This is a genomic window from Pseudoduganella sp. GW821-FHT05F09, assembly GCF_059419605.1.
In genome coordinates, this window is record NZ_JBWKSD010000006.1 from 63,327 (window position 1) to 88,937 (window position 25,611).

A 25,611-nucleotide genomic window follows, 5' to 3' on the forward strand; every position below is an offset into this window, starting at 1 on the left:
CCGCCATGAGCGCACTTTCCAGCATCAGCATCGGCAAGCGCCTGGCTCTGGGCTTTGCCGTTATCCTGGCCCTGTCCGTGGCCATTACCGGCGTCGCCATCTGGCGCTTGCAGGAAGTGGCCAACGCCACGCGCGCGATGATGGAAGTGCCGCTCGCAAAAGAACGCCTGATCAGCGACTGGTCGAGCAGGATAGATAGCGCGATCCGCCGCACCACCGTGATCGCGCGCAGCAGCGATCCCGCGCTGGGCGGGTATTTCGCCGACGAAGCCAAGAAATCCAGTGCCATGTCGGGTGAACTGCAGAAGAAGGTCGAGGCGCTGATCGACGACGATGAGAAGGCGCTGTTTGCCCGCATCGGCGAACAGCGCAAGATCTACCTGTCCTCGCGCGACCAGGTGGCCAAGTTCAAGGCCGAGGGCGCGCTGGAGCAAGCCGACGCGCACTTCAACAATGTGTTTGTGCCGGGCTCCACCTCCTACCAGAACTTGATCGTCGAACTGCAGCAGCTACAGCGCAGCAAGATCGACGCCATCGCGGCGCAGATCGAGAGCGGGGCGCGCACGAGCCGCAGCTTGCTGATAGCGCTAACCGTGCTGGTGCTGGCCTTCGGCGTGGTGTGCTCCTGGCTGCTCACCACCGGCATCACGCGGCCGCTGGGCCAGGCGCTGGCTGCGGCGCGGCGCGTGGCGGCGGGCGACCTGACCGGCCGCATCACCGTCAGCGGCAGCGACGAAACCGGCCAGCTGCTGCTGGCCCTGCAGGACATGAACAGCTCCCTGCTCAATATCGTGCTGCAGGTGCGCAGCGGCACCGCGCAGATCGAAACCTCGTCCACCGAGATCGCGGCCGGCAACCAGGACCTGTCCTCGCGCACCGAGCAGCAGGCCGGCTCGCTGGAGGAAACCGCCGCCTCCATGGAGGAACTGACCGCCACCGTGAAGAACAACGCCGGCAACGCGCATCAGGCCCAGGAACTGGCCAGCGCGGCGGCGGGCGTGGCCGTCAAGGGCGGCGCCGTGGTGGCCGAAGTGGTGGGCACGATGGACGCCATCAACGCCGCCTCGCGCAAGATCGTGGACATCATCGCCGTCATCGACGGCATCGCCTTCCAGACCAACATCCTGGCGCTGAACGCCGCCGTGGAAGCGGCGCGCGCGGGCGAGCAGGGACGCGGCTTTGCCGTGGTGGCCAGCGAAGTGCGCACGCTGGCGCAGCGCTCGGCCGCCGCCGCCAAGGAAATCAAGGAGCTGATCGGCGACTCGGTGGACAAGGTCAACCAGGGCAGCAAGCTGGTGGCCGACGCCGGCGCCACCATGGACGACATCGTCGACAGCGTGCACCGCGTCAGCACCATCATCACCGAGATCACCACCGCCAGCAAAGAGCAGAGCGCGGGCATCGACGAGGTGTACAAGGCCATCGGCGAGATGGACCAGGTCACGCAGCAGAACGCCGCGCTGGTGGAGCAGTCCGCTGCCGCCGCCGAGTCCATGCAGCAGCAGGCGGCCCAGCTGGCGCAGGTGGTCAGCGTGTTCCAGGTGGGCGGCGCGGAGCAGGGCCGCACTGGCCATGCCGGCCGCATCCAGGCCGGCGGCGCGCGCTTGCTGCGCTAGTCCAGCCCCGCCCAGGAGGCGATCGCCTGTTGCGACAGGCGGTCCGCCTCGCCGTTGCGGTGGCGCGGCACCCAGTGCAGCGTCACCCGCCCCGATTTCCCCAGTTGCGCCAGCAGATCCAGCGCCCGCTCGCGGTGCTGCTCCAGTCCGGCCGCGCCGGCACCTCCCGCTGCGCCCACGCCGCCGGCCACATCGCCTATCACCACCTGGCTGTCGCCATAAATCGCCAGCACGCCCGGACGGGCCGCGACGGCCGCTTCCAATAGCGCCACCAGCGCCAGATACTCCGCTTCGCCGCTGTTGCCGTGTCCCGCGCGCTCGCTGATCTCGATCCGCTCGCCGGCCGGGCCAAGCAGCAGGCCTCCTATGCCCAGCCGTCCCGGATTGGGGTGGGCCGAGCCGTCGAACCAGGCCTGCCAGGCCCCCGGCTGCGGCGCGGGCCGCGCGCGCGCCTTCATGGCCGCCACCTTCTCGCTGCGCGCCGCCAGCTTCGCCGCGCGCCGCTCCGCCTCGTCCCGTTTCAATCTGGCGCGCGCCGCCAGCAGGTCCGCCAGCCCGGCCAGCCCCTGCGCCGTGGCCGACTGCGCCATCACGCGCCGCAGCGCCTCCGCTTCGTCCACCCCCTCCCTGGCGGCCATGCGGCGCGCCGCCACGCGCTCGTTGTGGAAGGCGGCGCCGATCAGGGCGGCCAGCGTATCGGGGGAGGGGGATGTCGTCATGCCGCCATGCTACTGCCTGCGCGCCACCGGAATCAACAAGCGCTGCTGAAATTCGCGCAGCGCTGCTGGCTTTTGCGCACGCCGGGGCGCGCTCCGCCGCGCAATCCTGTGCAAACCCCGCAAAATCACGCACTAAGCGGCGTCCGCCCGCTGGCACGGTTCCTGCGCATAAGCATGCTCCATCCCATTCCTTGCCAGGAAAGCATAGTGACCAAGCCCTCCAATGTCCGGCAGCCGCTGTTGCGCTGCCTTGCCCTCTACCAACTGATGCCGTGGCGCTTTGCGCTGACCGCCACGCTGTTCACCATCGTCAACCTCAGCCTCGCGTGGCAGCAATGGCTGGTTGGCCGCGCCGTGCACGACGTGGAAAGCGGCCGCGCCGTGCAGCGCCTGGCCGACGGCGCGCTGGACTGGTCGGTGGCCCGCCACTGGCTGCTCGCCTTGCTCGCGCTGGCCGGCGCGCGCGCCGTGCTGCAGTACTGCGGCGGCGTGATGTCGCTCATCATCGGCCAGGAGCTGCTCACCGTCCTGCGCCAGCGCATCCTGCAGCAGGTGCAGCGCCTGGACCTGGCCTACCACTGGCGCCACGGCGTCGGCGAACTGGTCACCCGCACCACGCGCGACGCCGACAAGGTGCGCGACGCCTTGATCAGCTTCTGGCGCCAGGTGTTTGAAACCGCGCTGGTGGTGCTGGCCTCCATCGGCCTGCTGTGCTGGTACAGCCCCTGGCTCGGACTGCCGCCGCTGCTGCTCACGCTGGCCGGCATCGGCATCTTCGTGGCGCAAACCGGCACGCTGGTGCACCTGGACCGCGCCGCCGGCGCCGCCTACGACAAGGTGAACCAGGAACTGAGCGAAGGCGTGAACGGCGTGCGCGTCATCAAGGGCTTCGGCCTGGAGCAGCGCCGCGTGGAAGTCTTCAGCGGCCACGTGGACGAATTCGTGCGCCTGGCGCGGCAGGCGCTGGCCTATTCCGCGTCCCGCATCCCGCTGCCGCAGGCCGTGGTGGCGCTGGGCCACGTCTGGATACTGGGCTACGGCGCGCATCTGGTGCAGCAGGGCCGCATGAACGTGGGCGAGATCGTGGCCGCGCTGCTGGTGGCGAACACGCTGGTGTTCCGCATCGAAGGCGTGGGCCGCGTGATGCAGATCTTCGCCGACGCGCGCTCCTCGGCCGGCCGCATCTGGGAGCTGCTGGACGAACGGCCCGGCATCGCCGGCAAGACTGAAGGGCAGGACCGCAGCCTGCCCGACGGCGCGCTGGGCCTGCGCCTGAACGGCGTGGACATCGCCGCGCCGGGCGGCAGCACCGCCATCCTCTCGGGCTGCGACTTCGAAGTGGCGCCGGGCGAGGTGGTCGCGCTGGTGGGCGCCACCGGTTCGGGCAAGAGCACGCTGGCGGGCCTGCTGCCACGGCTGCTGGAGCCGGACCACGGCTCGGTGCGCGTCGGCTCGCCCTGGGGCGGCTGGCGCGACCTGCGCGGGCTGGACCTGGACCAGCTGCGCCGCAAGGTCCATGTTGTGCCGCAGGAGAGCTTCCTGTTCTCGGACACGCTGGCCGCCAACCTGCGCCTGGCCAAGCCGGACGCCACCGACGCGGAACTGGAGCAGGCGCTGGCCTGGGCCTCCGCCGCCGACGTGGTGGCGGGCCTGGAGCACGGCCTGCAAACCCGTCTGGGCGAGCGCGGCGTGACGCTCTCGGGCGGGCAGCGGCAGCGCATCTGCCTGGCGCGCGCGCTGCTGGCGCGGCCCGCCATCCTGGTGCTGGACGACGCCACCAGCGCGCTGGACGCGCTCACCGAGCGCCGCGTGCTGGACAACATCCGCCGCCTGCGCGCCAGCGGCGACTACGCCGTCACGGTGCTGATGGTGGCCAGCAAACTGTCCACCATCCTGCTGGCGGACCGCGTGGCCATGCTGGCCGGCGGCCGCATTGCAGCGGAGGGCACGCATCCGGCGCTGATGGCGTCGCACGCGGGCTACCGCGAACTGCTGGGAGGCGGCGATGGCAAATAATCTGCGCGGGCAAACCGCCCTGAGCGACATCGAACTGGAACAGGCCCTGGCGCGCAAGGCGCTGGACCGCAGCATGTTCTGGCGCCTGCTGCCGCTGCTGCGCCAGGTGCGCGGCCGCATCGCCGCCGTGATCGCGCTCGAAGCGCTGCTGGTGGGCGTGATCTTCCTGCGCCCCTGGTTCCTGCGCGAAGTGATAGACCACGGCTTCATCAAGACCGCCGCCGGCCTGCTGCTCGACGAGCGCCTGCTGGCCGTGATGGCGGCGGGGCTGGCCTTCAGCTGGATACTGCGCTTCCTGCTGTCCGGCCTGTCCCAGTACTTCGCCGGCGGCGCGGCCATCCACATCCTGAACGCGCTGCGGGTGCGCGTGTATGCGCACGTGCAGTCGCTCAGCGTGCGCTATTTCGACCAGACCAAGGCCGGCCGCATCATCTCGCGCGCAGACCGCGACGTGGACGCGCTGGAGCCGCTGCTGATACAAGGGCCGCCGGAGCTGCTGTCCGCGCTGCTGCGCTGCGCCGTGGCGGGCGTGGCGCTGTGGCTGATCTCGCCGCGCCTGTTCGCGGCGCTGGCCGCCGTGGTGCCGCTGCTGGCCGGCTTCACCTGGCTGTTCAAGCGCATCTCGCAGCAGAACTGGGCGCGCGTGGCCGAGGCGCGCGCGCGCTTCACGGCCCACCTGGTGGAGACGGTGTCCGGCGTGCGCCTCATCAAGCAGCTGGTGCACGAGGACAGCAACGCGCAGCGCTACCTTGGCCTGCTGCGCCACTTCAACCAGACCCTGGTGAGCGGCAATATCCGCTCCAGCTGGTTCCTGCCGCTCACGCAGGTGCTGAGCACCCTGGGCATGGGCCTGCTGCTGGTGGCGGGCGGCTTCGGCATCGCGGACGGCAGCATGACGGTGGGCCAGCTGGCGCAAAGCCTGTTCTACGTCCACCTCTTCCTCGGCCCGCTGCAGGAGCTGAACGACTTGTTCGAGCGCTACTCGTCCGGCGCCGCCTCGGCGCAGCGCATCTTCCTGCTGCTGGACACCGAACCTGAGATCAACGATCCTCCCGCGCCGCAGCGGCCCGCGCGGCGCGGCGAGGTGGAATTTGCCAACGTCGGCTTCTCCTACGACCCGGCGGGCGCGCGGCCCGTCATCCGTTCGCTGCAGCTGCATATCCCTGCCGGCCAGGTGCTGGCCATCGTCGGCCCCACCGGGCATGGCAAGAGCACGCTGGTGCAGCTGCTGGCGCGCCTGTACGAAGTGCAGTCCGGCGCGGTGCTGGTGGACGGCGTGGACGTGCGCGACTACCAGCAGCAGGAGCTGCGCAAGGTGATCGGCGTGGTCCTGCAGGACAATGTGCTGTTCTCGGGCAGTGTGCTGGACAACCTGCGCCTGGCCGCGCCCGACGCCAGCGACGCCGCGCTCATCGCCGCCGTGCGCGAGCTGGGCGCGGACGAGGTGCTGGAGCGCCTGCCGCTGGGCTACCGCACCGAAGTGGGGCCGCTGGGCGGCTTCCTCAGCCACGGCCAGCGGCAGCTGGTATGCCTGGTGCGGGCCTACCTCGCCAATCCCGCCGTGCTGGTGCTGGACGAGGCCACCTCCGCCGTGGACCTGCACACCGAGCGCCGCATCCAGGCCGCGCTCAGGCGGCTGTGCCAGGGCCGCACCGCCATCATCATCGCGCACCGGCTGGCCACCATACAGGATGCGGACCGCATCGCCGTCATCTGGAACGGCGAGCTGGCGGAGGCGGGCGACCACCACAGCCTGATAGCGCAGGGCGGCGCCTACGCGCGGCTGTACGGCGCCTACGCGGCGGCGCAGGCGGAGACGGTGTAGACGCGGATATCTGAAAAGTGGATAAGCAAGCGTAGCACTATTCGTTCACTCGGCCTGGGTGGCGGGCTATAGTCGAATCATGGAACTACTAGCCAACCACTTCACATCCGAATTCGCGCGCAGCGCCCACTTTGCCAAGGGCGTGGAGGGCGAGGGCGAACCGCTGGTCACCTTCCGCGAAGCTCAGAAAATGAGCTTGCTGGTGCGCGCCACCGCCTTCGTCTTCGCCGACCCGCGCTCGCGCGAACTGCACGAGCTCATTACGCGCATCGCGCCCAGCGAGGCGACGGTGCTCATCACCGGCGAAACCGGCACCGGCAAGGAGCTGATCGCGCGCCACGTGCACGCCCACAGCAGCCGCCGCGACGCCAGCTTCGTGGCTGTCAACTGCGGCGCCTTCCTCGAAACGCTGATCGAGAGCGAGCTGTTTGGCTACGAGCGCGGCGCCTTCACCGGCGCGCACCAGGCCAAGGCCGGCTGGTTCGAAACCGCGCGCGGCGGCACGCTGTTCCTGGACGAGATAGGCGACCTGCCGCTGCCCATGCAGGTCAAGCTGCTGCGCGTGCTGCAGGAGCGCGAAGTGGTGCGGCTGGGCGCGCGCAAGGCCATACCGATAGACGTGCGCCTGATCGCCGCCACCAATGTGGACCTGGCCGAAGCGGTGCGGGCAGGGCGCTTCCGCGAGGATCTGTATTACCGGCTGCAGGTGATTTCGCTGCCGCTGCGGCCCCTGCGCGAGCGGCCCGGCGACATCATGCCGCTCACGCGCCACTTCCTGCAGATCTACGCGCGGCGCCTGCACCTGACCGAGTTTTCCATCACGCCGGACGCGGAACGGGCTTTGCTGGAGTACCCGTGGCCGGGCAATATCCGCGAGCTGGAGAACGTGATCCACCGCGCGCTGCTGGTGAGCCACGACGGCGCCGTGACGGCATACGACCTGAGCCTGCGCGGCTGGGCAAGGCAGGAGCCGGCGATAGAGCCATACCGCGTGGAAGCGCAGCCGCAGCCCGTGCAGCCAGCGCAACACCGGCAAGCAGCCGACGCCGGCGGCCCCGTCGATGCAGCAACGTCGGCTGCGCGCTTCCATGCCGCGTGGCGAGCCTTGCTGGCATCCGGCGAAGTTATCGAATTCGAGGCGCTCCAGCACGAGCTTGCATTGGCTGCGTTCGAAAGCTGCGACCGCAACCAGGTGCGCGCATCCAAACGTCTCAATATCAGCCGCAACATCATGCGCACCTACCTGAAGAAGGCGGGCGTGCTGTAGCTTCGCAAGCACGGGCTGCTGCGCAATCAGCAGCCTGTCGTTTGCGCAGCAAGCATGGCCGCCGCCAGGCGGCCGATAGCACGGTTAGAGCATGGCATGGTTTCTGCGTTGTGAAGGTGGCTGACACCACAACTCACGAGGAGCTGAAACATGACCATAGAATTCATCTGGCAACTGCCCACCGGCGGCGACGGCCGCTACGGCGAGGCCGCCATCCTGCGGCGCGGCGAACGCGCCGCAGACGCAGCTTCACCCTACAGCGACGGCGTATCCGACCCGCGCGGCAAGCGCTTCAACTACTACGACTACCTGCACCAGGTTGCGCGCGCAGCCGACCTGTCCGGCTTCGACGGCGTGCGCATCAGCCACGACCTGCAAGGCGAGGAAGCGTGGATCGTAGCGGGCTACATCGCGCGCGGTACGCGCCGCATCAAGCTGGTAACGGAGTTCGACGCGGCCTGGGGTTCCGCCGTGTACGCGGCCAAGAACGCCGCCAGCTTCCAGCGCTTCACCGGCGGCCGCCTTGCCTGGCAAATCGCTCCCAGCGGCGCGGCGGAAGAGCGCCGCCGCCACGCCGACTTTGTGGAAGACGCGGACGTGCTGCCGCGCATCGACGAATTCCTCACCGTGGCGCGCGGCGTGCTGACCACGGCGCCGTTCAACTTCAAGGGCAGGTTCTTCGAAGTGGGCGAGGGCGGCTTCCGTGGCACGCTGGCCAACAACCCCGTGCCCAAGGTCTACCTGTCCGGCGTCAGCGAGGCATCCTTCGCGCTGTCGGCCCGCCAGGCGGACGTGCACGTGCTGGACGCCGCGCCGCCGGAAGTGCTGCGCGGGCAGGCCGCGCGCCTTTCCACGCTGGCCGCCGCCGAAGGCCGACAACTGGCCATAGGCCTGCGCATCAGCGTGCTGGCCCGCGAGACGGAAGATGAAGCCCGCCACGACGCGGCCATCTACCGCAGCCAGGCCGCCGCAGACGCCACGCGTGCCGCCCACGCGGCCGGCCCCGCCGCGTTGATCGGCAGCTTCGAGCAAGTTACCGACCGCCTGGCCGAATACGCCGCCGCCGGCGTATCGAGCTTCCTGCTGTCGGCCGTGCCGCATCTGGAGGAAGCCTACCGCTTTGGCGAAAACGTCCTGCCCGTGCTGCGCGAACGGCTCGCCGCCGCGCAGCGCCAGGCCGCGTAAATCCCACACCATCCCACTGGAGCACACTATGACCATAGACTTCTTCTGGCGCCTGCCCACCCACGGCGAGCCAAGTTCCCACCGCAGCCGCACCCCTTACCGTGGCGACACGCTGGCAGGCAACGCCCAGCTCGAGCAGGCCGGCGGCTACACCTATATCGACTACCTGGCCGAGATCGCGCATGCGGCCGAAGTGTCGGGCTTCCATGGCGGCCTGATTCCTTCCTTCCCCATGACCGACGAGCCCTGGGCCATTTCCGCGCTGCTGGCGCGCGAGACCGAGACCTTCCGCTTCATGATCCCGTTCCAGCCCGGCTTCCTCAACCCGGTGACGGCGGCGCGCATGACGGCCAGCCTGCAGCGCGCCACCGGCGGCCGGGCGCTGTACAACGTCATCACCGGCGGCGGCGGTCCTGCGCAGCTGTGGTGGGGCGACTCCGCCAGCCACGACGACCGCTACCGGCGCACCACCGAGTTCCTCGACATCGTGCGCGGCGTGTGGCAGGGCGGCCCCTTCTCCTACCAGGGCAAGTTCTACCAGCTGGAACACGGCGGCCTGCCGGACCCGCTGTCGAAAGAGGAATTCCCCGAAATCTACTTCTCCGGATCTTCGGACGCGGCGCTGGCCTCGGCATCGAAGCACGCGGACTACTATCTGACCTGGCTGGAACCCTTCGACGCGCTGCGCGAGAAGTTCCGCCGCGTGAAGGAGAAGACCGATCTTCTGGGCCGCAAGATCAAGTGCGCGGTGCGCGTGGACATCGTCGCCCGCGCCACCGAGGAGGAAGCGTGGAACGAAGTGCGCAAAGGCTTCGAGCGCGTGGACGCGGCAACGCTGAAACAGTTCCTGGCCCCGCAAGGCGATTCGGTGGGCGCCGCGCGCCAGCGCTCCAATCTGCCGACGACGCTCAACAGCTATCGCGACCTGATTATCGAGCCCAACGTCTGGTCCGGCTTCAACCTGCTGCGCGGCGGGCAGACGCAGGGCATCGTCGGCAGCTACCAGCAGGTTGCCGAGCGCCTTGACGAACTGGTGCAGCTGGGTGCGGACGCCTTCATCCTCTCCAGCACGCCGCACCTGGAAGAAGCCTACCGCGTAGGCGAAGAAGTACTGCCGCTGGTGCGCGGCCACGTGCAGCCGCAAGCGCTGCGCGCAGTGGGCTGACGGCACGCCTTCCTTGCTGCTTCAAAAGCAGCAATGTCGCCCAGGCAGCATGCGCCGCCTGGGTGTTTAAAAATCACCAAGTCCTCCTATTTCAAAGTAAGCCTTATGCCACAAGGCTTACTTCATTGATCGCAATCAGGCACGGCGCTTGCAATGAGTAACTTACCTGCTACTCATTACAAAGGAAGTGTCCATGCAATCCCAGCAATCGCCAGCAACCCGCTTCAAACGCACCGCCATCAGCCGTGAGCTGCGCGCAGTTTTCGCCATAGCACTGAGCGGCGGTGCCTTCGCCGCCAGCACCGCGCACGCGGAGGACCAGGCCGAAGTTGCCGCCACCGCCGCCAGCATCCCATACGTGGTTGGCGAGCTGGGTGCGCTGCAAACCGTCACCGTCACCGCGCAGAAGCGCGAGGAGAAAGCGCAGTCCGTGCCCAGCTCCATTACCGTCCTTGGCGGCAAAGAGCTGCTGGACGACGGCGTGGGCCGCTCCGCTGCCGAGATCCTGAACTTCGTGCCCAACGCCTCGGCGGGCACGCAGCAGCACGGCCGTCCGCGCTGGTGGATACGCGGCGTAGGCGCCGGCCAGCAGCAGATCGACTTCCCGAATCCGGTCGGCTTCTACCTGGACGACGTCTACATCAGCAACTCCTCGGCCACCGGCTTCCCGCTGTTCGACCTGGACCGCGTGGAAGTGCTGCGCGGCCCGCAAGGCACGCTGTGGGGCAAGAACACCACCGGCGGCGCCATCAACGTCATTTCCAAGAAGCCCAGCTTCCGCACCAGCGGCTACTTCAAGGCCGACTATGGCAGCTACGACACCAAGCTGGTGGAAGGCGCCATCGGCGGCGGCCTGGTGGACGACGTGCTGGCGGGACGGCTGTCCTTCCACTCCGAAGACCAGGGCGAGGGCCGCTTCACCAATCTGTTCAACGGCCGCAAGGACGGCGCATTGCGCGACAGCGCCGTGCGGGGCCAGCTCAAGGCGCTCATCAGCAAGGACCTGAGCGCCAACCTGAACCTGCACTACCGCGACTATAAAACCGACGGCACCATCACCACGGTGGCCAGCTACGCCGCCAACGGCGTGTACCGCAACGGCTACACGCCCAGCACCAACCCGGACGACATCAGCGCCAATGCGCCGGCCAACAGCTCGGTGAAGCAGGGCGGCGGCCAACTGGCGCTGGAATACCAGCTCGGCCCATATTCGCTCAACTCCATCACCGGCTTCGAGAACTACCGCACCGAGAGCCTGGGCGACGGCGACAACACGCCGCTGGAGATCAGCCGCAGCCGCAGCGCGGCCAAGAGCCGCCAATGGTCGCAGGAACTGCGCCTGGCGTCGCCTCAGGAAGACAAGGTAAGCTGGGTGGCCGGCCTGTTCTACTTCAAGGAGAAGATCGATTCGGACTCCGCCTCCGCGCGTCTGCCGAACGGCGCCGCCCCTGCGCTGGCGGGCAGCACGCAGCCGGTCGGCTACAACAGCACCATCTACAACCACAAGGCGCGCAGCTTCGCCGTCTTCGGCAGCGCCACTGCCACCATCAGCGATCAGCTGCGCGCCATCCTGGGCCTGCGCTGGACCACGGAGACCAAGGACCTGGACCTGCGCCGCAAGCAGGCCGCGTCCGGCACGCCGCAATTCGGCAGCGTGGACAACTGGTGGAATACCGTCAGCGGCGCGAATTATGCCGCTGCGGCCGTCGCCAACAACAACTTCGTGTCCACGCCGTCCACCACCTGGCATGCGCTGACCTGGGACTTCACGCCCGAATACAAGATCAGCTCCACCGCGCGGGCCTACTTCAAGGCGGCGCACGGCATCAAGTCCGGAGGCTACAACACCAGCGCAACCGACGTGCGCGCCCTCAACACCGTGGCCCCGGAAACGCTGAACTCCTTTGAACTGGGCCTGAAGTCGGAATGGTGGGAGAACAAGCTCAATTTCAACGCCAACCTGTTCCGCTACAACTACAAGAACGTACAGGTCAACATCACCGGCGTCTACAACGGCGATCCTACCCAGAGCGTGAACTACCTGCAGAACGTCAGCAAAGCCCACGTGAACGGCGCCGAGTTCGAGCTGGAGCTGCAGCCGGTGGACGAGCTGCACATCAACGCCAACATCGGCATCCTGCGCACCGAATTTGACGAGTTCAATATCCAGAACAACGGCGGCAACCGTTCCGGCAATGAGTTCGTCCGTTCCCCGCACGGCACGGCGCTGCTGCAGGCAGACTACCGCCTGCCTGTAGCCAACGGCAAGCTGGTGGCCAGCGCCGACTGGCGCTACACCAGCAAGCAGTACTACTACGTCGATCCGCAAACCGACGCGCGCGGCCTGCTGAACCAGGGTGGCTACGGCATCGGCAATGCGCGCCTGTCGTACACGCTGCCGGGCGGGAAGCACACCTTCAGCGCCTATGTGAACAATGTGGGCGACAAGATCTACAAGAACCACACGCTGACCAGCTTCGTGCCGGGCACCGTGAACGGCGACACGGTCTACTGGGGCGCGCGCCGCACGTTCGGCCTGTCCTACACCGCGCAGCTGTAGTTCATGCATGGCGGGTTACGCGCAGCTGCGTAACCCCCCATGTTGTGAGATTTCGCGCATTTTCCGGATGAGCAAAATGTTATCCTTCATTGCAACCAGCCTATTTCGGCCAGCATAAAGGATGGAATTCTTATGAATCACACGTTCACCACTTCCGTACCGCACCTTCAGTCAGAACGGCTTACGCTCCGCGAATACCGGCGCGGCGACTTCGACCTATTTGCGGACCATTTGGTGAATTCCGAAAGTTCAGCCCACCTGGGCTCAGCTGACCGTCAAACGGCTTGGCGTATATTCACCTCACATGCTGGCTTATGGCTCATACACGGTGCTGGCTGGTGGTCTGTGGAGGATAAACAGACTGGCCAGCTCGTCGGAAGCGTGGGGGCTTTCTTCCGCGAGCAGTCCACGGTGATGGAGATGGGGTGGAATACTTATCGGGCATTCTGGGGGAAGGGACTTGCCAGCGAGGCGGCTGCGGCGGTCCTGAATTATGCGTTCGAGGTTCGGCGCGAGCCGAAAGTTCGGGCTCTCATCAGTTCGGGCAATGACTCATCGCGCCGTGTTGCCGAGCGCCTTGGAATGCGCTACGAAATGGAGACTGAGCTGCACGGCAAGGCAATCGGCAGTTACATGATCGAACGTTAATTTTCAGAAAATGGCCACCGCGTTGGTGGCCATTTGCCTTAGGCTGCGGCGCGCAGGCTTTCGCTCACGCGGCGCTGGGCTTCTTCCAGCGGCCTGCGGTCTATCCACGCATCGACGTCCACGTCACGGTCCAGGAAGCCGTGCACCAGCTGGAAGTGCTTCTGCTGCTTGAACAGCTCCACCTTCTCGTCCGACAGGTCCGGCGCCAGCGCCAGGTGGAATCCGTCGCGGTAGGCTTCCGCCACGCCTTTGCCGCCGGCGCGGGTTTCCCCTTGCAGTATCTCCAGCACTTCGTCCTTGTGGCTCCTGGCCCACTCGGCCGCGCGCAGCGTCTGCGTGAGGAAGCGCACCACCAGCTCGAAATGGTCGCGCAGGAAGTCCTCATGCACGGTGATCGGACGCGGCGTGCCGTTGTTGACGCGGTAGCGCCGTTCCAGCTTGTCCAGATCGATGCCCACCACCACGCCCGCGTCCCGCGCCGCATCCGCAGCCGCTGCGCCTTTCACGTACACCGCGTCCACTTCGCCCAGCAGCAGCGGCGAGATGCCTTCCCATAGATTGGTGCCCAGGTTGCGGTACTCGGCAGGCGCGTTCTGGCCCAGCTCCACCAGCTCCACGTCGTCCAGCGTCAGCCCCGCCGAAGCGAGCGCGCCCTTGTAGCCGGCCAGGCTCATGCCGCGCGCGATGCTGCGGCCGCGCCGGTTGTTTTGCAGGTCGTCGTTGCGGAAGGCGGGCAGCGCCAGGCGTTTGCCTTTCAGGTCTTCCGGCTTGGTGATGCCCGAGCCGGGACGGACCAGGATGGACTGCCACTCGTCTATCCAGGTCAGGCCTATCAGCCGGGTCGGTGCGCCTTGCGCGCGCGCGGGCAGCGCCAGCAAGTTGCCGCCTTCGCGCACCAGCGTCTCAAGCTGGTGGTCGTAATGGTGGCGCGCCAGCTCGCCGCCGACTTCCTGCAGCGTTTGCAGCCTGATGCCGTCGCGCGCGAACTCCTGGTCCAGCCATCCGAGCTTGTATGCCAGCCCGGTGGCCGTGGGGACGGGACAACGTGTGAACCAAACCGTTTCCACCGGTTTGGCTTGCTTTTCAATAGTGCTCATGTCTGTCCTTGTGGTTAGTGGTTATATCGGTCCGCTGAGGGTTTCGGAATGCGGCCGCACAAGGGGATTGCAGGAAGCATGCCCGCCTGTGGCATGGCGCGCATGCTGCCGCTGCGACAGTGCCGCCGCCGGCTGCTGCGATATCAACAGTGGCTGCTACGCCACGCGCATTGAGGCTGGCGCAGGGGGCGGTTTCGGCTGGCACGCGTCTTGCGAAAGTAGAGGCATGACCAACCCGCAGGGAGAAATGCAATGACTGAAGCACTGGTAGCACAAGCGCAACTGAGCCGGCATGTACAGGATTTCGTGGAGCAGGTTCGCAAGGACGCGCAGCTGGCGTTCAACGCGCTGCGCGAAACAGGCAGCCTGACCGCCAACGGCACCGTGGGATTCGTTGAGCGGATTCCGGGCGAAGACAAGGTGGTGGTGGTGAACGATCCGGGTCCGTTCCGCAAGGGCGAGCCGCTGGTGGCGTCCGTGGTTGGCCTGGACGGCACGGTCTACGCGGGCAACGCCGGCGGCGGCGGGCGCTATCTGAAACTGTTCCGCGAGCGTCCGGAAGTCACGTCGATCTCGCATGTGCATTCGCCGGCCTTGGGCGCCTGGGCGCAGACCCACCGCACGCTGCCTATCCGCTACGTGCCGGTCCAGCGCTACCAGCTGATACGCGAGATCCCGATCTATATCGACCGCCGACAGCCGGAAGTGGATTTCATCCTCGGCCTGATCGCCAAGAACACGTATTCCACCGCCATCCTGGAAGCCAACGGCGGCGCCACGGTGTGGGGCAAGCAGGGCCTGATCAAGCTGGCCGAGTTCATTCTGCTGCTGGAGGAGGGCGCCAAGATCCAGATCCAGGCGGAGGCCATTGGCGGTTCGCGCGACTTCGGCCCGGGCGTGCTGGTGCAGCAATGGAAGATGAGCAATCTGATCGAAACCGCGCGCGAGCTGTCCCTGCTGCCCGGCAGCGATCTGTAAGGAGCTGCGATGAAGACGGCACTGTCCCCCACTTCTTTCAAACGTCCGCGCAGTGCGCGTCTTCTGGCTGCCGCCCTGGCTTGCGCGGCTTGCGTCGCTACCGTGATGATGCCGGGCGCGGCGCAGGCAGGGCTGGCCTGGGCAGCAGGCGCGTCCCAGGTGGCCTCGGCCGCTTCCGCCGCCAGTGCGCCCGCCAGCGCCAAGCTGCCGGAAACGGTGCGCATCGCTGCGGTGGCGCGCTCGGCGCCGGCCGGCAAGACGGTCTTCGCAGGCGCTTCGGCGCAGGTGGCGCAGGACCGGTGGCTGGAAACGGAACTGGGCAAGCTGGGCGTGCGCCTGGAATGGGTGCCGGTGACCACCAATGCCGTGGCCGCGCAAGTGAACGAGGGCTTTGCCAGCAAGAGCATCGACTTCGCGCACTACGGCGACCTGCCGTCCATCATCGCCAATGCCTCCGGCCTGCAAACCAGGCTGGTGCTGCCCGGCGGGAGCTTGAACAACACCTATCTGGTGGTTCCGCCGAATTCCAGCGCGCGCTCCATCGCCGACTTGAAGGGCAAGCGCATTGCTCTGCATCGCGGCCGCCCATGGGAGTATCCGTTCGCGCGCCTGCTGCAGGCGCACGGCCTGAAGCTGAGCGACGTGAAGATACTGAACTTGAATCCGCAGGCCGGCGCTGCCGCGCTGGCGACCGGCGGCGCGGACGCTTTCTTCACCTTGAGCGACGCCTTTGTTCTCGAGGACAAAAAGGTGGGCAAGATTATCTGGGCCAGCAAGAAGGCGCCGGAGGACTGGAAGATGCGCGCCGAATTATGGGGCGATGGCGCTTTCCTGCAGCGCTACCCGCAAGTGGCGCAGCTGGTGGTGTCGGCCTATCTGCGCGAGCACCACAAGGCCGCCGCTGCGACGGACGCGGGCCGCGACAGCTACATCAAGTCCGAAGCGCTGGGCGGCCAGAGCGAGGAAGTGGTGCGGCGCGAGCTGGCAGGCGACAGCACGCAGTGGAAGGACCGCTGGTCGCCGCTGTTCACGCCAGCCGTGCGCGCCCATTACGCGGCCGAGGCGGAATACGCCAAACAGGCGGGCCTGATCGCCAAGCCGCTGCCTGTGGACGCATTGTTCGCGCCGCAGTTCGTGAAGCAGGGCCTGGCCCAGCTTCAGCTGCAAGACTACTGGACCCGCTGAGGAAGGAATAGCAATGACTATCGCCGCTGCATACAGGCCATCGCGGGCCTTGCACGAGGACGCGCCGCTGCAAGCCGCTGCATCAGCCGGTGCATCAGCCGCTGCATCGGCCGGTGCATCAGCCGCCACGGCGGCCGCTGCGCCAGCGGGCACGCCGACAGTAGCATCGCCCCTGCAAACCCGGCCCGCGCCGGCCGCGCACCCGGGCCGTCCGCCGGCCAGCTTCTCGCCCAGCCTGGCTGACCGATGGCTGGCGGCGCGCTGGTCTGCCTGGACGGCGCCGTTGCTGGTGCTGCTGCTGTGGTCCGCCGCCACGGCGCTGGAATGGGCGCCGCCGCAGATCCTGGTGTCGCCATGGCAGGTCGCGCTGACCGCCGCCGAACTGGTGCAGTCCGGCGAACTGACCGACCACCTGAGCGTGAGCTTGTACCGCCTGTTCGCCGGCTTCGCGCTGGGTGGTGCTGCGGGCCTGGCCGCTGGCGTGCTGCTTGGCCTGTCCAAGCCGCTGCGCGCCTACGTCGAACCCACCTTCAACGTGCTGCGCCAACTGCCCACCGTGGCGCTGATACCGCTGTTCATCCTGGTGCTGGGCATAGGCGAGAGTTTCAAGGTCTTCATCGTCGCCAAGGCAACTTTCTTCATCGTCGCCCTGGCTGCGCATGACGCGATCCGCAACATCTCCGCGCGCTACTTCGAAGTGGCCTCCGTGTACCGCTTTTCGCGCTGGAGCGTCATCCGCCGCGTTGCGCTGCCCGCCATCGTTCCGGACGTGCTGACCGGCGTGCGCATTGCCTTGTCCCGCTCCTGGATGGTGCTGGTCGGCGCGGAACTGCTGGCCGCCGACAGCGGGCTGGGGCAAATGATGGAAATGGGCCGCCAGATGTTCCGCCTGGACGTGGTGATGGTGGGCGTGGTGCTGACCGGCGTGATCGGCTTTGCGCTGGACCGCAGCTTCCGCCTCATCGAGCAGCGCCTGACCCGCTGGAAGAAAGGCTGACCATGCAAATGAAAGCAATCTCCATTGTCAAAGCTTCGCTGTTGCCGATAGCCCTGCTGGCCACCTGGCAGTGGGCCTCGGGTCAGGGCGCCAGCGCCGCCTATATCTTCGTGCCGCTGCCGCTGCTGTGGGACAGCCTGCTGCAGCTGCTGGGGTCCGGCGAACTCTGGCTGCACGTGAAAGTAAGCCTGGGCCGCACGCTGACCGGCATCGCCCTGGGCGGCATGGTGGGCATCGCCACCGGCACGCTGATGGCGCAGTCGCGGGTGGCCGAGCGCCTGATCGGGCCTCTGTACCACAGCATCCGCCAGGTGCCGCTGCTCGGCCTGATCCCGCTGCTCGGCCTGTGGGTGGGCAGCGGCGACGCTGCCAAGCTGCTGGTGGTGGCCATCGCCGCCTTCTATCCCACCACGCTCAATACCTGCGAAGGGATACGCAACGTGGAAGTGCGGCTGCGCGAAGTGGGCCAGGTGCTGACGCTGACGCAGTGGCAGACCTTCCGCCGCGTGCTGCTGCCTGCCGCCGCGCCGGCCATCGTTACGGGCCTGACGCACGCGCTGGCCTTCTCCTGGCTGGCCTGCATGGGCGGCGAACTGCTGTTCGCGGCCGGTCCCGGCATCGGCTCGCTGCTGCTGAACGGCGAAGTGGCGGGCCGCATGGACGTGGTGCTGCTGGCCGTGCTGGTGATAGCGCTGGTGGCGCAGGCCATGAACGCCATCCTGAACCGCGTAGCGCGCCGCATCCATCGATTTGAATCTTGAGGAAACCATGAACGCACCTATTTCCAAGGCGCTGCTGCACGCGCTGCCAAGCGCGCGTCCGCGCAGCCGCAGCGGCGGCCTGCTGATCGAGCATGTCAGCAAATCCTTCGCGCTGAAAGGCGAACGCCTGCCCGTGCTGGACGATATCTCCTTCCGCGTGGAGCCGGGCGAGTTTGTCGCCATCGTGGGCGCTTCCGGCTGCGGCAAGTCCACCTTGCTGCGCCTGCTGGCCGGCCTGGACACCGAGTACGAAGGCCGCCTGCAGCATGACGGCAAGGACATCCAGGGCACCGACCTGAATCGCGGCCTGGTGTTCCAGGACCACCGCCTGTTCCCCTGGCTGACGGTGGAACAGAACATTGCGCTGGCCTTCACCAACACCCGCGTGCCTGCGGACGAGCGCCGCGAGCGCGTGGCGGCGGAGATTGCCCGCGTGGGCCTGGACGGTTTTGCCGACGCTTTTCCGCACCAGCTTTCCGGCGGCATGTCGCAGCGGGCCGCGATTGCGCGTGCGCTGGTGGGCAAGCCGGACGTGCTGCTGCTGGACGAGCCGCTGGGCGCGCTGGACGCGCTCACCCGCTTGCGGCTGCAGCAGGAGCTGCGCCGCCTGTGGCAGGAGGAAGGCATCACCATGCTGATGGTCACGCACGACATTGACGAGGCGGTCTATCTGGCGGACCGCATCGTGGTGCTGGACGCGCGGCCCGGCCGCATACGCCGCGTGCAGGAGGTGGCGCTGCCGCATCCGCGCCAGCGCGGCCAGGCGGGCTTTGTCGCCATCCGCGACAGCCTGCACGCGGACTTTTCGTTTTAACCCCAACATCAACCCAAGCAAGGAGCTGGCATGAGCAATAAACTCGATACGCTGTGGTACACCCGCTGCCCGGTGCCGACTGGCCTCGGCATCGCGCTGCAAAAAGGCTGGCTGGAGGAGTCTTTCCATTCGCAGTGCACCAATGTGCAGTCGCTGCGCGAGTCGGACGACAAGGCGGTGCGCGAGTCGCACTTCGACCATACGCTGCAGAACTCCGTACGCCACGGCGGCAACATCCCGGCGCTGTGGGCGCGCGCCGCAGGCCGCGATACGCGCGTGCTGGGCCTGTCCTGGTCCGACGAAACCCAGCTGATCCTGACGCTGCCGGACAGCGGCATCAAGACCGTGCGCGACCTGAAGGGCCGCCGTTTCGGCCTGCCGCGCTGGACTTCGGCGCAGATCGACTTCTCGCGCGCGCAGGCCATACGCGGCCTGGAAAACGCCCTCAAGCTGGAAGGCCTGGCGGTGAGCGACGTGGAGCTGGTCGACTATATTATCGAAGCGGGGCAGAGCGATGCGCCTGCCGTGCGCGCGGCGGGCAGCAATGTGTTCAGCGGCCGCCGCAGCGGCGGCCAGAGCGCCGAGCTGCTTGGCCTGCTGCGCGGCCAGGTGGACGCCATTTTCCTGAAGGGCGCCAGCGCGGCCCATACGGCCAGCCAGTTCGGCCTGCACACGGTGATCGACACCGGCGCCCATCCGGACCCGCTGATACGCGCCAACAACGGCACCCCGCGCACGCTGACGGTGGACCAGAACCTGCTGGAGAACCATTTCGACTCGGCGGTCCGCATTGTGGAGCAGGTGCTGCGCGCGGAGGACTGGGCGCGCCGCAACCCGGACGAGACGCGCCGCTTCCTGGCGCGTGAATCGAACAGCAGCGAGTACTGGGTGACGGTGGCCTATGGCGACGATGCGCATCTGCGCCTGGACACCGATCTTTCGGAGACCTCCATCGCCGGCCTGCAGGATTTCAGCGACTTCCTGTTCCGCTGGCAGTTCCTGCCCAATCCGGTGGACGTGCGCAGCTGGATCGACCCGCGTCCGTTTGAAACGGCGCAGTCGCTGCTGCAGCAGCGCGCGGCCTGACGCATACCGGGAGGCGGCATGGACAGACGATCTTTATTGAAGCTGGCCCCGGCGGCGGTGGCCTCGACCCTGGCGCTGCCCGGCCTTGTGCATGCACAGGGCCAGCCCAAGGTGCTGCGCATCGCCAGCACCGCCTTTGCTGAAAACGGCAAGGCCAGCTTGAGCGGCACGCCTTACCGCGTGCAGCAGGAAGGCTGGCTGGCCGGCGAACTGGCCAAGCGCGGCGTGCAGCTGGAGTGGTTCCCGGTGACGGGCGATACCGGCGCCACCATGAACGAGGCTTTTGCCAGCGGCCGCATCGAGTTTGCCGCCTACGGCGATCTGCCGTCGGTGATACTGAACGCCGGCGGCGTGCGCACCCAGGTGGTGGTGCCTGCGGGACGCGGCGCCGACCTGTTCCTGCTGGTGCCCACCAGTTCCAGCGCGCGTTCGCTGCTGGACCTGAAGGGCAAGCGCATCAGCGTCCATCGCGGGCGGCCGTGGGAGCTGGGGCTGCTGCACCTGATCGAGGACAACCGGCTGACGCCGCGCGACTTCAAGCTGGTGAACATGGACATCAAGCCAGGCGCTTCGGCGCTGGCGACGGGGGCGGTGGACGGCTTGTTCCAGCTGAATGGCTACCCGCTGGAGGACAAGGGCATAGGCCGCATCATCTGGAGCAGCAAGGGCCAGCCGGACCGCAAGATGCGCGCCGAGCTGTGGGGGCGGCGCGACTACACGCGCGCCAACCCGGAACTGGCCGAACTGGTGGCCACCGCCTGGATCAAGGCGCAGTACTGGGCCGCGCAGGACGGGAACAGGGATGCGGTTATCCGCGACGGCACGCGCAATGGCACGCCGGAAAGCGTGATACGGCGCACTTACGACGATCCGTCGCTGCCCTGGAAAGACCGCTGGACGCCCTTGTATGACGAAGTGGTGCACCGCCACTACCGGCGCGTGGTCGCTTTTGCGCGCAGCCAGAAGCTGATACGGCAGGATCTGCCATCGGAGGAATTGCTGGAGCCGCGCTTTGTGAACGCGGCGTTGAAGAACCTGGGGCTGGCGCAGTACTGGAGCGCCAGCCCGGTCAGGCGGACTTAGTTGGAGGCTAGCTTGAAAGCTTAGTTGCGGCGCGGGTTGTCGGGCCGGTTGTCATAGCGGTTGGGCACACCATCGCCGTCGCGGTCGCGGTCATAGCGGTTGGGCACGCCGTCGCGGTCATTGTCGTGGCCACGGCCCCGGTCATGGCCACGGTTGTTGTGGTTGTCGTAGCGGTTGGGGATGCCGTCGCCATCGCGGTCGCGGTCGTAGCGGTTCGGGATGCCGTCATGGTCCATATCGCCCCGGCCACGGCGGTCCCAGCGGCCTTCGTGGCGGATCCAGTGGCCGTTCGACTGCACCCATTGCGGCTGGATGTAGTAGTAGCCCGGACGTTCGCGCATCCATTGGCCGGCAACCCACACGTGGCGATGTCCGTTCCAGTTCCAGTAGCCGGGCGCCCAGACGTAGCCGTGGCGCGGCGGAGGCATGCTTTCATAGCGGAGCGGAGGCGGCGCGGTGCCGATGACCAGGTTGACGTCCACCTGTGCCGAAGCAGGCATCGGCGCGAAAGCGGCAGAGCTTACAGCCAGCAGGGCTGCTGCGTAAAAGGTAGGCTTGATCATTTTGTTCTCCGTTGATGTGTGACGCTGAATTCACTATATCAAGCGGCAGGGATACGGAGAAAGGAAGATGCAACTTCTTACAACTGACACAGCTTTGGAATGGTGTGTGCGCTAGCACACAGAGAGCGGATTCGCCTGCCACGCGGGCGCTGTAGAGGGGCGCATGGCGTGCAGGCGAATGTTCTGGGCCGGCATCAGATCTTGGCCGAAGCGCTGGCTTTGCGTTCGTCGTTCAGCAGCTGCAGTTTCTGTTCGGCGCTGGGGCGCTTGGCGCTGGCCACAACCACTTGCATGTCCTTGGCGGCAGCGATGGCGGGTGCGTTGGCACGGGCGACGATGAGCTGTGCTTCGGTGGCCGTTGCGGTGCCGGTATCAAGCACGTAGTTGGCGGCGCAGGCCAGGCCCAGGGTCACAACAAACAGGGCTTCGAAGTTTTTCAGGACGTTCATTTTAGTCTTCCTTCAGGTGGTGGGTGAGTGGTGTTTTGTGTTCCGATGACTGCACTGTATTCAATCCGCCCTCAAGCTTCCAAGGGATTGCGACGGGCGGCGTTATTTGCGGCGCGAAATGCAAAATCCGGCGATAAAACGATAGCTTTCGAACCACGCTTTCCCCATCCCCCCGCTAAGTCCGGCCATACAGACACCACCGGGGCGGGGAGCATATGCGGGCCAAAATCAGTCACTTGCTGCGTACCTGGCGCCGCAGCCGCAACCTGCGCGCCGGGACGCGTCCGCAGCGCGGCATAAGCAGTGCAGGTAGCATAAGCAGCGCAGGCAGCGTAGGCAGCTTCTGGCCCCGGATCGCGGGGACGCCTCCGCTGGCGCTGTGGATGGCCGGACTGGGTGTGCTGGCCGCTCTGGCTGGCGCAGCGCTCATCGTCGGCCATGCGCGCGCGCTTGGTGCCGCTACCATCACCACCGCCGATGCCGCCAGCGAGCGCCATGCGGCAACCGTATATCAAGCCGCGCTGCCGGGCGCCACGCTGGAAGTGACGCGGCAGGCAGGCGTGCGCTTCAGCCCCGTGAAGGGCGGCGCGGTGCTGACGCTGGCGGGCATGCAGGGCATGGGCACGGTGCGCGTGGACCTGTGCAGCCAGTTGCGTGAGCCGGGCAGTGCGAAACTTGTGCCGCTGCGGCTGGGCTATCGCTTCGACGACGTGCAGCGCTCCGGCATCGCCGGCGGCGCGCTGCGCAATGTGCTGCTGGTTGGCGGCGAGTCCGCCGTCACGGCGGCAATGCCCGAGGTACGCATCAGCGGCGACGCGCGTGCGGATTTCGGCGGCGAAGCCCTGGAGCTGAGCTGGCGCAGCCCGCCAGGCGCATCGGCGCGCTGGCTGAGCGACGCCAGCGAAGGGCGCGTGGTGGAGGGCGGCAGCGGCGCCGCCGGATTCCGCCGGCAAGGCTGGCTGTCCTGGGGCGCCGGCGCCGCCATGCGCGTGGAGCGGCGCCCCAGCGTGGGCTGCCCGCAGGCCGGCGAGCTGCTGGTGCAGCTGTACCAGGTGCGCCAGCCGGATGGCGCGTCCGCCGGCACTGGCGGCCGCAGCGCCAGCCTGGCCGCTGGCAGCATGATAGCTTCCGGCGACAAGGTGCTGCTGGCGGCTTTTCCCGCCGAGGGCAGCCCGGCGAGCGGCTATTTGCAGCCTGGCGTCTACCAGGTTCCTGCGCGCGCCACGGCGCAGCTGGAAGACCAGATTCTTTTCAACGCCCTGCAAGAGGCCGGGCTGGTGCGCCTGGACGCCAGCGGCACGATCGCCGTCGCGCCGCGCGACCTGCCGCAATGGCTGGCCAGCGCTCCGGCCTCCCGCGCCACCGGACTGGCCGAATGGCGGCATGTGCAGCCCGGCGAAGCCACGGTCAAGCTGCTCAAGCGCCTTTACCAGCAGGCCGATGGCGCCTATGTGCGGCAGCAGATCGACATCTACAACAGCGAACGCCGGCTGCTGGCGTGGCGCGTGAAGTCCGGACCAGCGTGGGAAGCCAGCGCCGGCGGCAGTCCTTTGGCTTCCAGCGCGCAGATGCCGCCCGCCGCCGCGCGCCTGTTCGCGGAGCTGCCGCAAGGCTGGCAGCCTTGGACGCGAGCCGCCTACTGGCCGCAGTCCAGCGCCGCGCAGGCCGTGCAACTGACAGTGCCGCTGCCCGCACCATCCGGCGGCGCGCTGCAATTGCTCGTGGCCGGCCGCGTAGTTTCGGTCAGCGGCGCGCACGCAAAGCTGCTTCCTGCCTGCACGGGGCGCGGCTGCGCGAACGCCAGCGACGCGGTGCAGCTCACCCTGGACCCGCTGCCCGGCGCCCGCGCCGTCATCGTCGAGGTGCAGCCGCTGGACATGACCAGCATTGCCGCGTCCGGAGACCAGGGCTACCGCCACCTGCGGGTGGCCAAGGGAGCAGGGCGCATCGTCTGGCAGCCATTGGAAACCGCCTTGCCTGGCGCGGCGCCCGCCGCACTGGCCGCAGGCAAAGCCGCAGCGGGTGTGCAGCTCCAGGACCGCAACGGCGCGCTGCTGTGGGCCGACGGCAGCGCCTCACCCTCCGCACTGGACGCCGGCCTGGCGCCCATGCTGGGCGTAGGCCCCGAACACGCCAGCAGCATTGCCGGCATGCTGGCCCGCGCATCGGCCATCGGCGGCGGCGCTGCGGGGGCCAGCGCAAAACTGTCCCTAGACTTGCCGCTGCAAGCGCTCAGCCAGCGTATCCTGGAGTGCATCGGCATGCGCCAGGGCCATTGGGACGGCAAGGCGTGCAGCGGAGGCCAGCCCGCGCCGCAAGGGCGCCATGCCGGTTTTATTGTGCTGGATGCCGAAACTGGCGACATCCTTGCCGCCGCAGGCGCGGGGAACGCCCCCGCGACCTCCGCCAACTGGGCGGAAGTGCGCGACTTCGACCGCGCCAACCCGGCCCGCAGCCCTCTGCGCTTGCCCGCGCTCCAGCACGACGGCGGCGCCCACCGCAGCCCCGGCTCCACGTTCAAGATCGTCAGCGCGCTCGGCCTCGAACTGGCCGCGCAAACCGATCCGCGCCTGGACGCGCTCCTGAGCGGCATGCCGCTCCCGGCCATCAACGCCATCGCCCGCCAGCGCGGCTACGCCTTCCAGACCGGCGCCGCCACCTATCCGGCCAGCCCGGGCGGCGCCCACATCACCAACTACAAGGAGCAAGGCCTGGACCGCCGCGCCCAGGAAGGCAGGCTGGGACTGGCGCAAGCGCTGACCTATAGCCTGAACACCTGGTTCGCCTGGTCCTCGGAATTGAGCGACCGCAGCCTGTTCGGCCGTCCCGACGGCGGCGTGCCCGGCGTGCAGGCGCTGGAAGCGGGCGCGCTCGACCCGGTACGGCCCATCGCCGCCGCCGCGCACCGGCTGGGATTCGAGCAGCGCCTGCGCCTGGACGGCGGCCTGCTGCCCGGCGATTTTCCCTGGCAGGCTTACGATGCGCTGCAAGCCACGCCTGCCCACGTGGACGAGATCCACACCCGCCACGAACTGCGGCAAATGGCCATCGGCCTGCGCATGCAGGCAACGCCGCTGCAAATGGCGATGGTGTCCGCCGCCATCGGCCAAGGGGCGACGGTCACGCCACGGCTGCTGCTGGAGCTGAACGGCAAAGCGGCCAGCGACGTGCCAGCCGCGCCGCTCGGCGCGCGGCTGGACCGCATCCGCGCCGGCATGAAAGGCGTGGTGGATGCCGGCACCGCCGCTACCGCCTTCAGCGCCCCTGCGCTGGCATCGCTGCGCCGTGGCCTGTACGGCAAGACCGGCACCGCGCCCGTGAGCGATGGGGCGGCAACGGTCTGGTTCACCGGCTGGCTGGAGCCGCGCAGTCTGCCGCAGCAGCCGCACCGCCTTGCCGTGGCGGCCTTCGTCAGCCATTCCGGCGCCAGTGGCGGCGAGCACGCCGCGCCTATGGTGGCCGCGCTGCTGGCGGGCTGGCCCGGACAGAACGCGGAACAGAGGGGTAAATAGGCCTGTAACAAGGGGAATGGCTGAGTCAAGGATGTGGCATGATTTTGAAGTGTCCGTCGAAGACCATATGATCCCTATGGTCCGG

General features: G+C 67.7%; 20 protein-coding genes. 16 read left to right on the forward strand and 4 right to left on the reverse strand.

The features are described from left to right. The first annotated feature begins 5 nt into the window (after nt 1-5). Nucleotides 6-1,616, forward strand: a complete 1,611-nt coding sequence (locus AC07S4_RS20055; RefSeq protein ID WP_494988328.1) for a methyl-accepting chemotaxis protein — start codon at nt 6-8, stop codon at nt 1,614-1,616. On the opposite strand, the gene AC07S4_RS20060 is transcribed toward AC07S4_RS20055, so the two are convergent. Further along, nucleotides 1,613-2,335 (reverse strand): reverse transcriptase-like protein, encoded by a 723-nt coding sequence (locus tag AC07S4_RS20060; protein ID WP_494988329.1) that lies wholly within the window; start codon nt 2,333-2,335, stop codon nt 1,613-1,615. The genes AC07S4_RS20055 and AC07S4_RS20060 overlap by 4 nt on opposite strands. A gap of 207 nt (nt 2,336-2,542) precedes the next feature. On the opposite strand from AC07S4_RS20060, the gene AC07S4_RS20065 reads away from it, so the two are divergent. From AC07S4_RS20065 to AC07S4_RS20095, 7 genes are all read left to right on the forward strand, one after another. After that, nucleotides 2,543-4,351, forward strand: coding sequence for an ABC transporter ATP-binding protein (locus AC07S4_RS20065; protein ID WP_494988330.1), 1,809 nt, complete (start codon nt 2,543-2,545; stop codon nt 4,349-4,351). After that, nucleotides 4,341-6,176: an ABC transporter ATP-binding protein gene (locus tag AC07S4_RS20070; RefSeq protein WP_494988331.1), complete on the forward strand. Its 1,836-nt coding sequence runs from the start codon at nt 4,341-4,343 to the stop codon at nt 6,174-6,176. The genes AC07S4_RS20065 and AC07S4_RS20070 overlap by 11 nt, the downstream gene beginning before the upstream one ends. A gap of 79 nt (nt 6,177-6,255) precedes the next feature. Further along, nucleotides 6,256-7,443, forward strand: a complete 1,188-nt coding sequence (locus AC07S4_RS20075; RefSeq protein WP_494988332.1) for a sigma-54 interaction domain-containing protein — start codon at nt 6,256-6,258, stop codon at nt 7,441-7,443. A gap of 150 nt (nt 7,444-7,593) precedes the next feature. Continuing rightward, nucleotides 7,594-8,628, forward strand: a complete 1,035-nt coding sequence (locus AC07S4_RS20080; RefSeq protein WP_494988333.1) for an LLM class flavin-dependent oxidoreductase — start codon at nt 7,594-7,596, stop codon at nt 8,626-8,628. Nucleotides 8,629-8,656: 28 nt separating this feature from the next. Next, entirely contained in the window at nt 8,657-9,793 is a 1,137-nt protein-coding gene (locus AC07S4_RS20085; protein WP_494988334.1) for an LLM class flavin-dependent oxidoreductase, read from the forward strand. A gap of 193 nt (nt 9,794-9,986) precedes the next feature. Then, a complete protein-coding gene (locus AC07S4_RS20090; RefSeq protein WP_494988335.1) occupies nt 9,987-12,353 on the forward strand; it encodes a TonB-dependent receptor in 2,367 nt (788 codons plus the stop codon). Between the two features lie 132 nt (nt 12,354-12,485). Further along, the gene (locus AC07S4_RS20095; RefSeq protein WP_494988336.1) at nt 12,486-13,001 is read left to right on the forward strand and encodes a GNAT family N-acetyltransferase; all 516 of its coding nucleotides are present in this window, start codon (nt 12,486-12,488) and stop codon (nt 12,999-13,001) included. Nucleotides 13,002-13,039: 38 nt separating this feature from the next. Here AC07S4_RS20095 and AC07S4_RS20100 read toward each other — a convergent pair whose 3' ends face one another. Next, nucleotides 13,040-14,098 (reverse strand): ABC transporter substrate-binding protein, encoded by a 1,059-nt coding sequence (locus AC07S4_RS20100; protein ID WP_494988337.1) that lies wholly within the window; start codon nt 14,096-14,098, stop codon nt 13,040-13,042. A gap of 252 nt (nt 14,099-14,350) precedes the next feature. On the opposite strand from AC07S4_RS20100, the gene AC07S4_RS20105 reads away from it, so the two are divergent. Genes AC07S4_RS20105 through AC07S4_RS20135 form a run of 7 tightly spaced genes read left to right on the forward strand, consistent with a single transcriptional unit; the run spans nt 14,351 to nt 21,002 of the window. Next, entirely contained in the window at nt 14,351-15,076 is a 726-nt protein-coding gene (locus AC07S4_RS20105; protein ID WP_494988338.1) for a class II aldolase/adducin family protein, read from the forward strand. A 9-nt stretch (nt 15,077-15,085) separates the two neighbouring features. Further along, nucleotides 15,086-16,261, forward strand: coding sequence for a PhnD/SsuA/transferrin family substrate-binding protein (locus AC07S4_RS20110; protein ID WP_494988339.1), 1,176 nt, complete (start codon nt 15,086-15,088; stop codon nt 16,259-16,261). A gap of 13 nt (nt 16,262-16,274) precedes the next feature. Beyond that, on the forward strand, nt 16,275-17,258 hold the full coding sequence (locus AC07S4_RS20115; protein WP_494988340.1) for an ABC transporter permease: 984 nt from the start codon (nt 16,275-16,277) through the stop codon (nt 17,256-17,258). 2 nt (nt 17,259-17,260) lie between these two features. Next, a complete protein-coding gene (locus tag AC07S4_RS20120) occupies nt 17,261-18,019 on the forward strand; it encodes an ABC transporter permease (RefSeq protein ID WP_494988341.1) in 759 nt (252 codons plus the stop codon). 7 nt (nt 18,020-18,026) lie between these two features. Continuing rightward, complete coding sequence (locus AC07S4_RS20125; protein ID WP_494988342.1) at nt 18,027-18,833, forward strand: ABC transporter ATP-binding protein; 807 nt, start codon at nt 18,027-18,029, stop codon at nt 18,831-18,833. 30 nt (nt 18,834-18,863) lie between these two features. After that, entirely contained in the window at nt 18,864-19,919 is a 1,056-nt protein-coding gene (locus AC07S4_RS20130) for an ABC transporter substrate-binding protein (protein WP_494988343.1), read from the forward strand. Between the two features lie 18 nt (nt 19,920-19,937). Beyond that, nucleotides 19,938-21,002, forward strand: coding sequence for an ABC transporter substrate-binding protein (locus AC07S4_RS20135; protein ID WP_494988344.1), 1,065 nt, complete (start codon nt 19,938-19,940; stop codon nt 21,000-21,002). A 20-nt stretch (nt 21,003-21,022) separates the two neighbouring features. On the opposite strand, the gene AC07S4_RS20140 is transcribed toward AC07S4_RS20135, so the two are convergent. Both AC07S4_RS20140 and AC07S4_RS20145 read right to left on the reverse strand, forming a co-directional pair. Beyond that, on the reverse strand, nt 21,023-21,565 hold the full coding sequence (locus AC07S4_RS20140; protein ID WP_494988345.1) for a YXWGXW repeat-containing protein: 543 nt from the start codon (nt 21,563-21,565) through the stop codon (nt 21,023-21,025). A 194-nt stretch (nt 21,566-21,759) separates the two neighbouring features. Next, nucleotides 21,760-22,014 carry a hypothetical protein gene (locus AC07S4_RS20145; protein ID WP_494988346.1) on the reverse strand — a complete coding sequence of 85 codons (255 nt, stop codon included), beginning with the start codon at nt 22,012-22,014 and terminating at the stop codon, nt 21,760-21,762. A gap of 215 nt (nt 22,015-22,229) precedes the next feature. Here AC07S4_RS20145 and AC07S4_RS20150 point away from each other — a divergent pair, with 215 nt between their 5' ends. After that, the gene (locus AC07S4_RS20150; RefSeq protein ID WP_494988347.1) at nt 22,230-25,526 is read left to right on the forward strand and encodes a penicillin-binding transpeptidase domain-containing protein; all 3,297 of its coding nucleotides are present in this window, start codon (nt 22,230-22,232) and stop codon (nt 25,524-25,526) included. Nucleotides 25,527-25,611 lie beyond the last annotated feature (85 nt).

Bases quoted from the DNA above. Each gene is read 5' to 3' on its own strand.
- AC07S4_RS20055 (WP_494988328.1), top strand. From the start codon at position 6: ATGAGCGCACTTTCCAGCATCAGCATCGGCAAGCGCCTGGCTCTGGGC.
- AC07S4_RS20060 (WP_494988329.1), bottom strand. From the start codon at position 2,335: ATGACGACATCCCCCTCCCCCGATACGCTGGCCGCCCTGATCGGCGCC.
- AC07S4_RS20070 (WP_494988331.1), top strand. From the start codon at position 4,341: ATGGCAAATAATCTGCGCGGGCAAACCGCCCTGAGCGACATCGAACTG.
- AC07S4_RS20075 (WP_494988332.1), top strand. From the start codon at position 6,256: ATGGAACTACTAGCCAACCACTTCACATCCGAATTCGCGCGCAGCGCC.
- AC07S4_RS20080 (WP_494988333.1), top strand. From the start codon at position 7,594: ATGACCATAGAATTCATCTGGCAACTGCCCACCGGCGGCGACGGCCGC.
- AC07S4_RS20085 (WP_494988334.1), top strand. From the start codon at position 8,657: ATGACCATAGACTTCTTCTGGCGCCTGCCCACCCACGGCGAGCCAAGT.
- AC07S4_RS20090 (WP_494988335.1), top strand. From the start codon at position 9,987: ATGCAATCCCAGCAATCGCCAGCAACCCGCTTCAAACGCACCGCCATC.
- AC07S4_RS20095 (WP_494988336.1), top strand. From the start codon at position 12,486: ATGAATCACACGTTCACCACTTCCGTACCGCACCTTCAGTCAGAACGG.
- AC07S4_RS20100 (WP_494988337.1), bottom strand. From the start codon at position 14,098: ATGAGCACTATTGAAAAGCAAGCCAAACCGGTGGAAACGGTTTGGTTC.
- AC07S4_RS20105 (WP_494988338.1), top strand. From the start codon at position 14,351: ATGACTGAAGCACTGGTAGCACAAGCGCAACTGAGCCGGCATGTACAG.
- AC07S4_RS20110 (WP_494988339.1), top strand. From the start codon at position 15,086: ATGAAGACGGCACTGTCCCCCACTTCTTTCAAACGTCCGCGCAGTGCG.
- AC07S4_RS20115 (WP_494988340.1), top strand. From the start codon at position 16,275: ATGACTATCGCCGCTGCATACAGGCCATCGCGGGCCTTGCACGAGGAC.
- AC07S4_RS20120 (WP_494988341.1), top strand. From the start codon at position 17,261: ATGCAAATGAAAGCAATCTCCATTGTCAAAGCTTCGCTGTTGCCGATA.
- AC07S4_RS20125 (WP_494988342.1), top strand. From the start codon at position 18,027: ATGAACGCACCTATTTCCAAGGCGCTGCTGCACGCGCTGCCAAGCGCG.
- AC07S4_RS20130 (WP_494988343.1), top strand. From the start codon at position 18,864: ATGAGCAATAAACTCGATACGCTGTGGTACACCCGCTGCCCGGTGCCG.
- AC07S4_RS20135 (WP_494988344.1), top strand. From the start codon at position 19,938: ATGGACAGACGATCTTTATTGAAGCTGGCCCCGGCGGCGGTGGCCTCG.
- AC07S4_RS20140 (WP_494988345.1), bottom strand. From the start codon at position 21,565: ATGATCAAGCCTACCTTTTACGCAGCAGCCCTGCTGGCTGTAAGCTCT.
- AC07S4_RS20145 (WP_494988346.1), bottom strand. From the start codon at position 22,014: ATGAACGTCCTGAAAAACTTCGAAGCCCTGTTTGTTGTGACCCTGGGC.
- AC07S4_RS20150 (WP_494988347.1), top strand. From the start codon at position 22,230: ATGCGGGCCAAAATCAGTCACTTGCTGCGTACCTGGCGCCGCAGCCGC.